This is a genomic window from Conexibacter arvalis, from assembly GCF_014199525.1.
GTDB lineage: Bacteria > Actinomycetota > Thermoleophilia > Solirubrobacterales > Solirubrobacteraceae > Conexibacter > Conexibacter arvalis.
Window position 1 is genome coordinate 1,374,727 of record NZ_JACHNU010000001.1, and the last position, 12,818, is coordinate 1,387,544.

13 protein-coding genes are annotated in these 12,818 nt (G+C 71.7%); 11 read left to right on the top strand and 2 right to left on the bottom strand.

Going from position 1 to position 12,818, the window contains the following annotated elements:
• The first annotated feature begins 48 nt into the window (after positions 1-48).
• Both BDZ31_RS06400 and BDZ31_RS06405 read left to right on the top strand, forming a co-directional pair.
• Positions 49-492, top strand: a complete 444-nt coding sequence (locus BDZ31_RS06400) for a hypothetical protein (protein WP_183340097.1) — start codon at positions 49-51, stop codon at positions 490-492.
• A 98-nt stretch (positions 493-590) separates the two neighbouring features.
• Positions 591-1,226, top strand: a complete 636-nt coding sequence (locus BDZ31_RS06405; protein ID WP_183340098.1) for a TetR/AcrR family transcriptional regulator — start codon at positions 591-593, stop codon at positions 1,224-1,226.
• Positions 1,227-1,448: 222 nt separating this feature from the next.
• Here BDZ31_RS06405 and BDZ31_RS06410 read toward each other — a convergent pair whose 3' ends face one another.
• Positions 1,449-2,804 (bottom strand): glycine--tRNA ligase, encoded by a 1,356-nt coding sequence (locus BDZ31_RS06410; protein ID WP_246344448.1) that lies wholly within the window; start codon positions 2,802-2,804, stop codon positions 1,449-1,451.
• Between the two features lie 124 nt (positions 2,805-2,928).
• Here BDZ31_RS06410 and BDZ31_RS06415 point away from each other — a divergent pair, with 124 nt between their 5' ends.
• On the top strand, positions 2,929-3,270 hold the full coding sequence (locus BDZ31_RS06415) for an FmdB family zinc ribbon protein (protein ID WP_183340100.1): 342 nt from the start codon (positions 2,929-2,931) through the stop codon (positions 3,268-3,270).
• Positions 3,271-3,274: 4 nt separating this feature from the next.
• Positions 3,275-3,694 (top strand): hypothetical protein, encoded by a 420-nt coding sequence (locus BDZ31_RS06420; protein ID WP_183340102.1) that lies wholly within the window; start codon positions 3,275-3,277, stop codon positions 3,692-3,694.
• A 21-nt stretch (positions 3,695-3,715) separates the two neighbouring features.
• Here the strand turns inward: BDZ31_RS06420 and BDZ31_RS06425 are convergent, their stop codons facing one another.
• Complete coding sequence (locus BDZ31_RS06425) at positions 3,716-4,981, bottom strand: LCP family protein (RefSeq protein WP_183340104.1); 1,266 nt, start codon at positions 4,979-4,981, stop codon at positions 3,716-3,718.
• Between the two features lie 22 nt (positions 4,982-5,003).
• Here BDZ31_RS06425 and BDZ31_RS06430 point away from each other — a divergent pair, with 22 nt between their 5' ends.
• From BDZ31_RS06430 to BDZ31_RS06460, 7 genes are all read left to right on the top strand, one after another.
• Positions 5,004-5,972 (top strand): ROK family protein, encoded by a 969-nt coding sequence (locus BDZ31_RS06430; protein ID WP_221242826.1) that lies wholly within the window; start codon positions 5,004-5,006, stop codon positions 5,970-5,972.
• Between the two features lie 85 nt (positions 5,973-6,057).
• Positions 6,058-6,867: a 16S rRNA (cytidine(1402)-2'-O)-methyltransferase gene (gene rsmI / locus BDZ31_RS06435; protein ID WP_183340106.1), complete on the top strand. Its 810-nt coding sequence runs from the start codon at positions 6,058-6,060 to the stop codon at positions 6,865-6,867.
• A 103-nt stretch (positions 6,868-6,970) separates the two neighbouring features.
• A complete protein-coding gene (locus tag BDZ31_RS06440) occupies positions 6,971-7,735 on the top strand; it encodes a succinate dehydrogenase cytochrome b subunit (RefSeq protein WP_183340108.1) in 765 nt (254 codons plus the stop codon).
• Positions 7,732-9,651, top strand: coding sequence for a fumarate reductase/succinate dehydrogenase flavoprotein subunit (locus BDZ31_RS06445; RefSeq protein ID WP_183340109.1), 1,920 nt, complete (start codon positions 7,732-7,734; stop codon positions 9,649-9,651). The genes BDZ31_RS06440 and BDZ31_RS06445 overlap by 4 nt, the downstream gene beginning before the upstream one ends.
• Complete coding sequence (locus tag BDZ31_RS06450; RefSeq protein WP_183340111.1) at positions 9,648-10,418, top strand: succinate dehydrogenase/fumarate reductase iron-sulfur subunit; 771 nt, start codon at positions 9,648-9,650, stop codon at positions 10,416-10,418. The genes BDZ31_RS06445 and BDZ31_RS06450 overlap by 4 nt, the downstream gene beginning before the upstream one ends.
• Positions 10,419-10,500: 82 nt before the next feature.
• Entirely contained in the window at positions 10,501-12,003 is a 1,503-nt protein-coding gene (gene metG / locus BDZ31_RS06455; protein WP_183340113.1) for a methionine--tRNA ligase, read from the top strand.
• The gene (locus BDZ31_RS06460; protein WP_183340115.1) at positions 12,000-12,749 is read left to right on the top strand and encodes a TatD family hydrolase; all 750 of its coding nucleotides are present in this window, start codon (positions 12,000-12,002) and stop codon (positions 12,747-12,749) included. The genes metG and BDZ31_RS06460 overlap by 4 nt, the downstream gene beginning before the upstream one ends.
• Positions 12,750-12,818: the final 69 nt, after the last annotated feature.

Here is a 12,818-nt window from a genome sequence, read left to right on the forward strand (position 1 = left end):
GGTATGCTCGGATCGCACCAGAGCAAGCGGACCAAGGGAGCACCTCGCATGGCAGCACGCAGCAAGAAGGCGAAGAAGGCGGCGACCGCGGCGGCTGCGACGACGAGCCCGTGGGTGCAGCGCCTCGTCGACGACGAAGACCTCCGCGACAACTTCCGCGTCGCCTTCGAGGCGGCGAAGGACGCCTACGAGCGGATCTCCTCCGACGGCAAGAGCCCGAAGGCGCTCGTCGAGGACAAGAAGCTGAAGAAGGATCTGAACAAGGCCGCCGACGCGCTCAAGGACGCCGGCGCCGCCCTCAAGGAGGGCCCCAAGCCGAAGAAGAAGAAGGGCGGCTTCGGCAAGAAGCTGATGCTCCTCGTCGTCGGCGCGGCCATCGCGCTCGCCGTCAGCGAGGACCTGCGCACGAAGGTGCTCGACCTCCTGTTCGGCAAGGAGGAGGAGTTCGAGTACACCTCCACCACCTCGCCGGGCACGCCGCCCGCGGCGTAGCCGGCGCCAGCGACGACGCGATGCCGAGAGGGCGCCCGGTCGGGCGCCCTCTCTGCGTTCTGCAGGCCTTTGGCCGTCGGGCCAGCTACGATCGGGGCATGTCCGCAGCCGATGCGATCACCGCCGGTGCCGAGGCGCCGACGCGCGCGCTCGAGAGCGACAAGGCCAAGCGGATCGTCGACGCGATGCGCGCGAGCGTCGCCGCCCGCGGCGCCGCCGGCTCGACCTTCGACCACGTCGCGCGCGAGGCCGGCGTCTCGCGCGGGCTGCTGCACTACTACTTCGGCACGAAGGAGCGGCTGCTCGTCGAGGTCGTGCGGCGCGACTGCGACATCCGCATCGCGGCCCTCGCCGCCTCGCTCCAGGACGCCCACACCGCGGACGATTTCATCGACGGCCTCGTGCGCGGCCTCGACGACCTCGTGCGCGGCGACTCGGCGCTCGTCACGCTGATGTTCGAGCTGTTCACGCTCTCGCGCCGCAACGAGGAGATCGCCGGCGCGCTGGCCGAGCTGTGCCGGCAGATGCGCGGCCACCTCGCCGCCTCGCTGCAGGCGAAGCAGGACGAGGGCGTGGTGCGGCTCGGCGCCGAGCCCGACGCCGTCGCCGGCGTCCTGCTGGCGCTCGCCGACGGGCTGGCGCTGCGCTTCCTGACCGAGCCCGACCGCGACCAGCGCCCGACCGTCGGCGCCGCGGTCGCCGCCGCGCGCACGCTGATCGCCGACCCGGCGTAGCCGACAGCGCACGGCGACGCCGCGCTCGCCCAGCCGCGGCGAGAGGCGCTCGGCGAGCGTCGTGCCGACGCTGGATCGGCGCGGTCGCTGGCGGCTTCGCCGCTCCGCCCGCCTGCGCCGGGACGCTCGAGCTCGACCGCCGCTGAACGTCGTGGGCGCCGCCGCGGCTGCGCTCGCGCGCGCGGCGGGATGGCGCCCGCCCGCGGCGACCCGGCCGGCGCCCTACGACGCGGGAGCGAGCTTCGGGCTGGTCCAGGGCGCCGCGAGGCGGCGCTCCAGCTCCGGCGCCAGCTCGTCGATCGCGATCCGCACCTGCTCGAGCGTGTCGCGGTCGCGCAGCGTGACGGTGCGGTCCTCGAGCGTCTGGTGGTCGACCGTCACGCCCCACGGCGTGCCGATCTCGTCCTGGCGGCGGTAGCGCTTGCCGATCGAGCCGCCCTCGTCGTACTCGGCCTGCATCCGCCGGCGGAGGTCGTCGAAGATCTCTCTGGCGACCTCGGGGTGGCCGGCCTTCTTCAGCAGCGGCATCACCGCGACCTTGACCGGCGCGAGCTTCGGGTGCAGCCGCAGGACCGTGCGCGTCTCGCCCTCGACCTCCTCCTCGTCGTAGGCGTCGACGAGGAAGGCGAGCGTCGCGCGGTCGGCGCCGGCGGCCGGCTCGATCACGTGCGGCGTGTAGCGCTCGCCCGTGCCCGGGTCGAGGTACTCGAGCTTCTCGCCGGAGGCGTTTCTGTGCGCCGTCAGGTCGTAGTCGCCGCGGTTCGCTATCCCCTCCAGCTCCGACCAGCCGATCGGGAAGAGGTACTCGACGTCGCTCGTGCCGGAGGAGTAGTGCGACAGCTCGTCCTGCTCGTGGGGGCGCAGCCGCAGGTGGTCGGGCCGGATGCCGAGGTCGGTGTACCAGCGCTCGCGGGCGGCGAGCCAGTGGGCGAACCAGCGGTCGGCCTCGGCCGGCGGGACGAAGAACTCCATCTCCATCTGCTCGAACTCGCGCGTGCGGAAGATGAAGTTGCCGGGCGTGATCTCGTTGCGGAACGACTTGCCGATCTGCGCGATCCCGAACGGCGGCTTTCTGCGCGCGAACTGGAGCACGTTCTTGAAGTTGATGAAGATGCCCTGGGCCGTCTCGGGGCGCAGGTAGACGGTCGAGCCGGCCTCTCTGACGGGGCCGACGGTCGTCTCGAACATCAGGTTGAAGGCGCGCGGCTCGCTCAGCTCGCCGCCGCAGGTCGGACAGCGCACGAGCGCCGGGTCCTCGCCGTTCTCGACGGCGGCCTCCTGCAGGTGGTCGAGCCGCCACCGTCTCTTGCACTCGCCGAGGCACTGGACGAGCGGGTCGCTGAAGCCGGCGAGGTGGCCGCTCGCCTCCCACACGCGGGGGCTCTGGATGATCGCCGAGTCGATCGCGACGACGTCGTCGCGCTCCTGCAGCATCGAGCGCCACCACTCGTTCTTGACGTTCGTCTTGAGCAGCACGCCGTAGTGGCCGAAGTCGTAGGTCGACCCGACTCCGCCGTAGATCTCGGAGGAGGGGAAGATGAAGCCGCGCCGCTTGCAGAGCGCGACGATCTTGTCCATGGTCACGATGTCGCTCGTCATCCGGCCCGTGATGCTAGCCGGGCGCGCCCGGTCGGCGCTGAGAGAGCCGTTTTGGCACTCTCGCGCCGAGAGTGCCAAGCAACTGCCTATACTCTCCCGGACCATGCCGATCTACGAGTACCGCTGCGAGAACGGACACACCTTCGAGACGCTTCAGCGGATGGTTGACGACCCGCTCGACGCGTGCGAGATCTGCGACGCGCCCGCCCAGCGCGTCCTTCACGCTCCCGCGGTTCACTTCAAGGGCTCTGGCTTCTATAACACCGACTACGGCACGAAGAAGCGTGCCCGTGAGCTGAAGAGCGCGGGTGAGGGCAAGAGCGGCAGCGATGGCACGAGCAGCGACAGCAAGAGCAACGGCGACGGCAAGCCGTCCTCCGACGGCGCCTCGGCCGCCAAGAGCGGCGGCGACACCGCCGCCAAGAGCGGCACGGCGTCGTCGTAGCGCCGTGCGCGCGGCGGCGCTGACCGCCGCGCTCGCCGTGCTGGCCCCGGCCGCGCCCGCGGCCGCCGCCGACCGCTTCGCCGGCCAGGTCACCGACGCGCTGCGCACGCCGGTCAGAAAGCTCGCCGCCGGCCCCTCGGGCCGCGCCGTCGCCGACCTGGTCTTCCTCGACCGCGAGCGCGCCGGCACCACCTACCGCACCTGCGTCGTGCGGCGGGCCGCGCGCGGCGCGAGAGGCGCGAGAGACGCCCGCGGGATCCGCGGCGCCCGCGGCGCGAGAGCGGTCAGGACCTGCTTCAAGGCGACCAGCGGGGCGGCCGGCGCGGCGACCGTCACGCCGCTGCGCTTCAAGCGCGGCCGCTACGTCGTCCGCTGGATGGTCGCCGGCGAGGTCGTCGCCCGCTGGCGGTTCGCCGTCGTCTGAGCGGCGCGCCGCCGACGGCGCTCAGCCGTCCATGAACGCCTGGACGGCCGCCTGCTTGTCGGCGTCGGAGACGACGAGGCCCGAGCCGCCGTCGGGCAGCGTCTCCGCGCCCGACGGTCTCAGCACCCGCACCGGCGGCGTGCCGCCGATCGCGCTGGCGGCGAAGAAGCCGAGCAGCGTCGGGCCGCCCATGTCGGTGCGGATCGCCTTCGGCGCCGCCCACGACACCCACGGCAGGCGGAAGAAGGTCCCCGGCGAGGTCAGCTGGTCCTTGATCCCGCTGAGGATCTCCTGCTGGCGTCTGGCGCGGGTGAGGTCGTCCTCGGCCGGGTTGCAGTCGTTCTTGCGCGTGCGCGCCAGCGTCAGGGCGTCCTCGCCGTTCAAGTGGTGGGTCCCTCTTCTCAGCCGCAGCGTCCAACCGCCGTTGGACTTGCCGCCGCTGATCTCCGAGCAGACCCGTCCGGTCGTGACGTCGATGCCGCCGAGCGCGTCGATCAGCTTCGGGAAGTTCTCGAAGTCGACCTCGATCAGGTGGTTGACCGGGATGCCGAGGTACTGCTCGATCGTGTCGATCGACAGCGCGGCGCCGCCGTAGGCGTAGGCGGCGTTGATCTTCTGGCGCCCGTGGCCGGGGATGTCGACGACCGTGTCGCGCGGGATCGACAGCCGCGCCGACTCGCCCCCGCCGACGCGCCACAGCATGATCGTGTCCGAGCGGCTCGGCCCGCTCGTGCTCGCGCCGGGCTCCTTCGTCCCCGCGGGGCGCTGGTCGGAGCCAAGGATCAGCACGTTGTTGGGCGAGGTGAGCGGGTAGCCGGCATCGGTCAGCGCCGCCTTCGCCTCGTCGGAGACCTTGCCCTTCTGGATCTGCGCGCTGACCAGGAACAGCGCGAGCGACAGCACCAGCCAGCCGCCGACCGCCAGCAGCAGCCACTTGACGACCCGCCCCGGCGTGATCCCGCTGCCGCCGCGCCGCCGGCCGGGCAGGCGCAGGCCGCGGCGGGCGCGCTGACCGGGCTCGAAGCGGTCGCCGCCGGGCGCGGCGCCCGGGGCGCCGAGGTCGTCGCCGCCGCGCCCGAAGCGCTCGCGCAGTCCGCGCGGCTTCGAGCGGTAGCGCGTGTACTCGGGCTCGCCGTCGCCGGGCGCGCGGCCGCCGGAGCCGGCTCCGTCGGCGTCGCGCCCGCCGCGCTCCCCGCGGCGTCCGGCGTACCGGTCCTCGCCGGCGCGGTAGATGCGGTAGGAGGGCTCCCCGCCGGGCCGGTCGGGCTCGTCTGGGTGATCGGGCATGCCGCGGTCTATAGTGCCGACGATGTCGCCCGAGTGCGTTATCGGCGTCGACCTCGGCGGCACGAAGGTGCTCGCCGGGGCGCTCGACGACGACCTGACCGTCCATCACCGCGTCTACAAGACGGTCCACGGCCTGCCGCAGCGCGAGCTGATCGACGTGATCGTCGCCGCGGTCGAGGAGGTGCGCGCCACGGCGCCGCACGAGGTCGCCGCGGTCGGCTTCGGCATCCCCTGCCTGATCGACCAGCGGACCGGCGTCGCGACGATGGCCGTCAACCTGCCGATCAGAGACATGCCGTTCCGCGACGTGATGGCCGAGCGGCTCGGGCTGCCCGTCCACGTCGACAACGACGCCAACGTCGCCGCGCTCGCCGAGTTCAAGGCCGGCGCCGCGCAGGGCGTCACCGACGCGGTCGTGCTGACGCTCGGGACCGGGATCGGCGGCGGGCTGATCCTCGACGGGAAGGTCTACCGCGGCGCGATCGGCTCCGGCGCCGAGCTGGGCCACATGGTGATCGACCGCGACGGGCCCCGCTGCCAGGGCAACTGCCCCAACCACGGCTGCCTGGAGGTGATGGCCTCCGGCACCGCGCTGATGCGCGAGGGGACGCGGATCGCGACCGAGCGGCCCGGCTCGCTGCTGGGCAGAGCGCTCGCCGGCGGCCGCGAGGTGACCGGCGCGCTGATCACCGAGCTGGCCCACGACGGCGACGAGGCGGCGATCGACACGCTGGCGCTGATCGGGAGCAACCTCGGCGTCGGGATCGCCAACTACCTCAACATCTTCAACCCCGACGTCGTCGTGATCGGCGGCGGCGTCGTCGCGGCCGGCGACCTGCTGCTGGAGCCGGCGCGCAGGGAGGTCGCCGCGCGCGCGCTGCCGACGATGCGCGACCACGCGCGGATCGTCGTCGCCAGCTTCGGCCCGGAGGCCGGCATGGTCGGCGCCGGCGCGCTCGCGCTCGACGAGCTCCGCCGCGAGGTCGCGTGAGAATGCTCGCGCAGAGCGCTCGATTCCCATGCGAGAGCTCGCCAGAGGCTCCCTCTCGCGCGGAGCGGACGAACCGGAGCGGGGCATGGCCGGGCGCCTGATCGTCTGCCCGACGCCGATCGGCAACCTCGAGGACGTCACGCTGCGCGTCCTCTCGGCGCTGCGCGAGGCCGACCTGATCGCCTGCGAGGACACCCGCCGCACGCGCGTGCTGCTCGACCGCTACGGCGTCGGCGGCGAGCTGCTCAGCTACCACGAGCACAACGAGCGCGACCGCGCCGCCGAGCTGGTGAGACGGATGCAGGCGGGCGCGAACGTCGCGCTCGTCTCCGACGCCGGCATGCCGCTCGTCTCCGATCCCGGCTTCGTGCTGGTGCAGGCGTGCGTCGCCGCCGGCCTCGCCGTCGAGGTGCTGCCGGGCCCGAGCGCGGCGCTGGCGGCGCTGGTCGCCTCGGCGCTGCCGTCGGAGCGGTGGCGCTTCGCCGGCTTCCTGCCGCGCAAGCGCGGCGAGCTGCGGGCGGCCTTCGAGACCGACGAGACGCTCGTCGCGTTCGAGTCGCCCAACCGCCTCGCCGCCTCGCTGGCGGTCCTCGCCGAGCTCGATCCCGAGCGGCCGGTCGCGGTCTGCCGCGAGCTGACGAAGCTGCACGAGGAGGTCGTCCGCGGCAGCGCGTCGGAGCTGGCCGAGCGGTACGCTGCCCAGGAGCCGCGGGGAGAGGTCGTGCTCGTCGTCGGCGCCGCGACGCCGGTCGCCCCGGAGCTGGGGCCGGCGCTGGCGGCGCTGCGGAGCGTGGTCGAGGCCGGCGCGAAGCCGCGACCCGCGGCGGCCGCGATCGCCGAGCTGACCGGGGTCGGCGCCAACGCGCTTTACCGGGCGCTTACCGAGCAGGGGTAGTCATCGGCGCTGAGAACGCGCTATTGTCTGACCATCGGACGATCCGAGTCCGATAGGGCCGGGCGCGAGGCCCCGAAACGGCGCCCCTGACTTTTCTCGGAGAATGCTCGTCACCGACAGCAAACGCGCGCGACGGACGGGTCTGCGCGAACTGTGGGACTCGTCGATCGGCAAGAAGATCGCCGTGGCGGTCTCCGGCGCGATCCTCGTCGCCTACGTGGTCCTCCACATGCTGGGGAACCTCAACTCGCTCTACGGTCCCGGCGGCGGCGACGCCCGCGTCGACGACTACTCCCACTGGCTGCGCGACTTCGGCGAGCCGCTGCTGCCCCACGCCTTCGTGCTGTGGGCGATCCGCGTCCTGCTGCTGGCCGCGCTCGTCATCCACGTCACCGCGATCGTCCAGCTGAGAGCGCGCAACCGGGCCGCCCGCGGCGGTCACCAGGCGCGCCGCATCGGCCGCACCTTCTCCTCCGCGACGACGATGGTCACCGGCACGCTGCTGCTGGCCTTCGTCGTCTTCCACATCATGCAGTTCACGACGTTGACGATCGACGTCACGCCGCTGGAGGAGGGCGCCGTCTACGCCAACCTCTACCACGCCTTCCAGGAGTGGTACTTCGTGCTGCTCTACGTCGCAGCCGTCGGCGCGCTCGGCTTCCATCTGCGCCACGGCGTCTGGAGCGCCTTCCAGACGCTCGGCCTCGACCGGCCGGAGCGCAACCAGCAGCTGCGCCGCGGCGCCGGCGCGCTCGCCGTGATCGTCGTGCTCGGCTTCATCCTCGTGCCGATCTGCTTCTGGACCGGCGTCCTCGACGCGCCCGCCGAGGCGAGCGCGCAGGCCTCTGCTGTGGTGGTGAACCGATGAGCAGCATCACGCTCGACGCGAAGATCCCTGCCGGTCCGATCGAGGACAAGTGGCAGACCTGGCTCGACGCCCACAGACTGGTCGGGCCGCGCAACCGCCCGGCGCACACCGTGATCGTCGTCGGCACCGGCCTCGCCGGCGCCAGCGCGGCGGCCTCGCTCGCCGCGCAGGGCTACCACGTCAAGTCGTTCTGCTTCCAGGACACCGCGCGCCGCGCCCACTCGATCGCGGCCCAGGGCGGCATCAACGCCGCGAAGGACTTCGCCAACGAGGGCGACTCGGCGCGGCGCCTGTTCGTCGACACGATCAGAGGCGGCGACTTCCGCGCCCGCGAGGCGAACGTCTGGCGACTGGCGCAGCTGTCGGCCAACATCGTCGACCAGGCGGTCGCGCAGGGCGTGCCGTTCAACCGCGAGTACGGCGGCGCGCTCGCCACCCGCTCGTTCGGCGGCGTGCTCGTGCAGCGCACCTTCTACTCGCGCGGCCAGACCGGCCAGCAGCTGCTGCTCGGCGCCTACAGCGCCCTCCAGCACCAGGTCGCCAGCGGCAACGCGAGAATCTACAACCGCCACGAGATGCTCGACGTCGTGCTCGTCGACGGCGAGGCGCGCGGCATCATCGCCCGCAACCTCGTGACCGGTGAGCTGGAGCGCCACGCCGCCGACGCGGTCGTGCTTGCCTCCGGCGGCTACACGAACGTCTACTACCTGTCGACGAACGCGATGAACTCCAACGTCACCGCCGCGTGGCGTGCGCACAAGCGCGGAGCGCTCTTCGCCAACCCCTGCTACACGCAGATCCACCCGACCTGCATCCCGCAGAGCGGCGAGTACCAGAGCAAGCTCACGCTGATGTCGGAGTCGCTGCGCAACGACGGCCGCGTCTGGGTCCCGCGCAGACCGAGAGATCCGCGCAAGCCCAACGACATCCCCGAGGCGGAGCGGTTCTACTTCCTCGAGGAGCGCTATCCGTCGTTCGGCAATCTCGTGCCGCGCGACGTCGCCTCGCGCGCCGCGAAGGTCGTCTGCGACGAGGGGCTCGGCGTCGGCGGCACCGGCCGCGGCGTCTACCTCGACTTCCGCGACGCGATCCGCGAGAGAGGCAGAGCGGTCGTCCAGGGCAAGTACGGCAACCTGTTCGACATGTACCACCGCATCACGGCGGACGACCCGTACACGACGCCGATGATGATCTACCCCGCGCCGCACTACGCGATGGGCGGCCTGTGGGTCGACTACGAGCTGCAGACGACGATCAAGGGCCTGTTCGCGATCGGCGAGGCGAACTTCTCCGACCACGGCGCCAACCGCCTCGGCGCCAGCGCGATGATGCAGTGCCTCGCCGACGGCTACTTCATCGTCCCGCACACGGTCACCGACCACCTCGCCAGACAGTCGGCGAGAGTCGACGAGAGCCATCCGGCCTTCGACGAGACGCTCGGCGAGGTCCGCGGCCGCATCGACAGACTGATGAACGTCGGCGGCACGATCGCACCGCAGGCGCTCCACCGCGAGCTGGGCGAGGTCATGCTCGACAAGTGCGGCATGTCGCGCGACGCCGAGGGCCTCACCGAGGCGATCTCGACGATCCAGCAGATCAAGGCGAAGTTCTGGAGCGAGCTGAAGGTCGACGGCAAGCCCGACGAGCTCAACCAGAGCCTCGAGCTGGCCGGCCGCGTCGCCGACTTCATCGAGCTCGGCGAGCTGATGTGCCTCGACGCGCTGCGGCGCGAGGAGTCGGCCGGCGGCCACTTCCGCGAGGAGCACCAGACCGGCGACGGCGAGGCGCTGCGCGACGACGACAGATTCGCCGTCGTGACCGCCTGGGAGCACGGCGGCGAGGGCGCGATGCCGATCGCCCACGACGAGCAGCTCACCTTCGAGAACGTCAAGCTCGCGACCCGGAGCTACAAGTGAATTTCACACTGGAGATCTGGCGTCAGGACTATCCGGGCGACGAGGGCCGCTACGAGCGGATCGAGGCGACGGAGATCGACGCCGAGGCCTCGTTCCTGGAGATGCTCGACCAGGTCAACGAGCGCCTGATCGCGCGCGGCGGCCGCGCGGTCGCCTTCGACAGCGACTGCCGCGAGGGCATCTGCGGCGCCTGCTCGCTGACGATCGACGGGCTGCCGCACGGTCCGCAGCAGGTCACCACCTGCCAGACGTACATGCGCGACTTCGAGGACGGCCAGACGATCAGAGTCGAGCCGTTCCGCAACAACTCCTTCCCGGTGCTGAGAGACCTCGTCACCGACCGCTCCGCGCTCGACCGGATCATCGAGGCCGGCGGCTTCATCTCGACGACGACCGGCCCGCAGCCGGACCCGAACTCGATGCCGGTCAACCCGGAGACGCAGCAGAAGGCGATGGACGCCGCGATCTGCATCGGCTGCGGCGCCTGCGTCGCCGCCTGCCCCAACGGCGCGGCGATGCTGTTCACCGGCGCGAAGGTCACCCACCTCAACCTGCTGCCGCAGGGTCAGGCCGAGCGCGGGGAGCGCACCCGCTCGATGGTCCGCCAGATGGACGAGGAGGGCTTCGGCGGCTGCACCAACTTCGGCGAGTGCTCGCGCGCCTGCCCGCAGGAGATCTCGATCGACGTGATCGGGATGCTCAACCGCGAGTACCGCAGAGCCGTGCGCGACGAGAAGAAGGCTCGCGCGAAGATGATCGCGCAGTAGCGCGGCACCCGATCGCTCGGAGCCACGCTGCCGGCCGGCGTTCCGCGATCGCGGCGCGCCGGCCGCTACTGTTCTCGACCGCGTGCCCTACTACGTCACCACCCCGATCTACTACGTCAACGCGCAGCCGCACCTCGGCCACGCGTACACGACGATCGCCGCCGACGTGCTCGCGCGGCACATGCGCCAGCGCGGCGAGGAGGTCTTCTTCCTCACCGGCACCGACGAGCACGGCGAGCCGGTCGCGCTGGCCGCCGAGAGACTCGGCGTCACGCCGAAGGAGCTGGCGGACAGGAACGCCGCCCGCTTCGAGGCGATGATGCCGCGGCTGAACGTCTCCAACGACTTCTTCATCCGCACCTCCGACCCGCGCCACGTCAGACGGGTGCAGGAGGTGATGCAGCGCATCCACGACAACGGCCACACCTACCTCGGCAACTACGAGGGCTGGTACTGCCCCCGCTGCGCCGACTTCAAGGGCGAGAACGAGATCGCCGCCGGCAACACCTGCCCGATCCACAGAATCCCGCTGACGCGCGAGCAGGAGGAGAACTGGTTCTTCCGCCTCTCGACCTTCCAGGAGCCGCTCGAGCGGCTCTACGAGGAGCAGCCCGAGTGGGTCAAGCCCGGCTCGCGCCGCAACGAGGCGCTCGCCTTCATCAGATCGGGGCTGCGCGACGTCTCGCTCTCGCGCGGCACCTTCACCTGGGGCGTGCCGGTCACGTGGGACCCGTCGCACGTCTTCTACGTCTGGTTCGACGCGCTGCTCAACTACTACACGGCGCTCTCGTTCGCCCGCGACGGCGAGGACCTGACCGACACCTTCTGGCCCGCGAACCTGCACCTGATCGGCAAGGACATCCTCAAGTTCCACGCCGTCTACTGGCCGGCGATGCTGATGGCGGCGGGGATCGAGCTGCCGCGCGCCGAGGTGGTCCACGGCTACCTGCTGATGGACGGCGAGAAGATGTCGAAGTCGCTCGGCAACGTGCTCGACCCGTTCGAGGTGATCGACAGATTCGGGACCGACGCGCTGCGCTACTACTGCCTGCGCGAGGTCTCCTTCGGCCAGGACGGCTCGGTCTCGACGACCGGCTTCGAGGGGCGCTACGAGAGCGAGCTGGCCAACGACTACGGCAACCTCGCCAGCCGCACGATCGCGATGATCGGCCGCTACCGCGACGGCGTCGTCCCGGAGGCCGCGACCGACGCCGGGCTGGCGGGCGACTTCGCCGGCCTCTGCGACGAGGTCGGCGGGCTGCTCGACAGAGCCGAGCCGAGCCAGGCGCTCGAGGCGATCTGGCAGCGGGTCCGCCGCCTCAACAGATATGTCGAGGAGCGGACGCCGTGGAAGCTCGCGAAGGACCCGGAGGCGGCCGGCGCGCTCGACGAGACGCTCGCCTCGCTCGCCGAGGGGCTGCGCGTCGTGACCGTCCTGCTGCACCCGTACATGCCGCAGACGACCGAGAAGCTGCTCGCCGCGCTCGGCCGGACGGAGCTGGCGCTCGCCGGCGCCGAGTTCGCGGAGCGGGGATGGGGCGGCCGGGTCGAGGCGATCGAGCCGCTGTTCCCGAAGACGAGATGATCGACAGCCACACCCACCTCACCTCCTGCCGCGAGCCCGAGGCGGAGCTGGTGGCGCAGGCCGAGCGCAACGGCGTGCGGCGGATGCTGACGATCGGCACCGACGCCGACTCCTGTCGCGCCGCGCTGCGGCTGGCGGAGGACTTCCCGCAGGTCTACGTCGGCATCGGCCGCCATCCCAACTCGGCGACCGGCTTCGACGCTGCCGACCTCGCCGACCTGCGCGCGCTCGCCGCCCACCCGCGCTGCCGCGCGATCGGCGAGACCGGCCTCGACTTCTACCGCGACAACGCGCCGGAGGCCGACCAGCGGCGCGCCTTCTCCGCGCACGTTGCGCTGGCGCGGGAGACCGCCAAGCCGCTCGTCATCCACACCCGCGCCGCCGACCAGCAGACGCTCGACCTGCTCGGCGCCGAGGCCGACGGCGTGCGCGTGATCATGCACTGCTTCTCGATGCCCGACCGGCTCGACGAGTGCGTCGAGCGCGGCTACTGGATCTCGTTCGCCGGCAACGTCACCTACCCGGCCAACGCCGAGCTGCGCGCCGCCGCCGCGCGCGTGCCCGAGGACCGCATCCTCGTCGAGACCGACGCGCCGTACCTCAGCCCGCAGCCGGTCCGCAAGGAGCGCAACGTGCCGGCCAACGTCGTGCTGACGGCGGAGGCGATCGCGACCGAGCGCGGCGTCTCCTACGCCGAGCTGGAGCGCGCGGTCGAGCAGAACGCCGCCGAGCTGTTCGGCTGGTAGTGGAATGCTGCGGCCTGCGGCCTTGCATTCCATTGGAAGAACTCGCCGGAGGCTCGTTCTTCCGCGGGG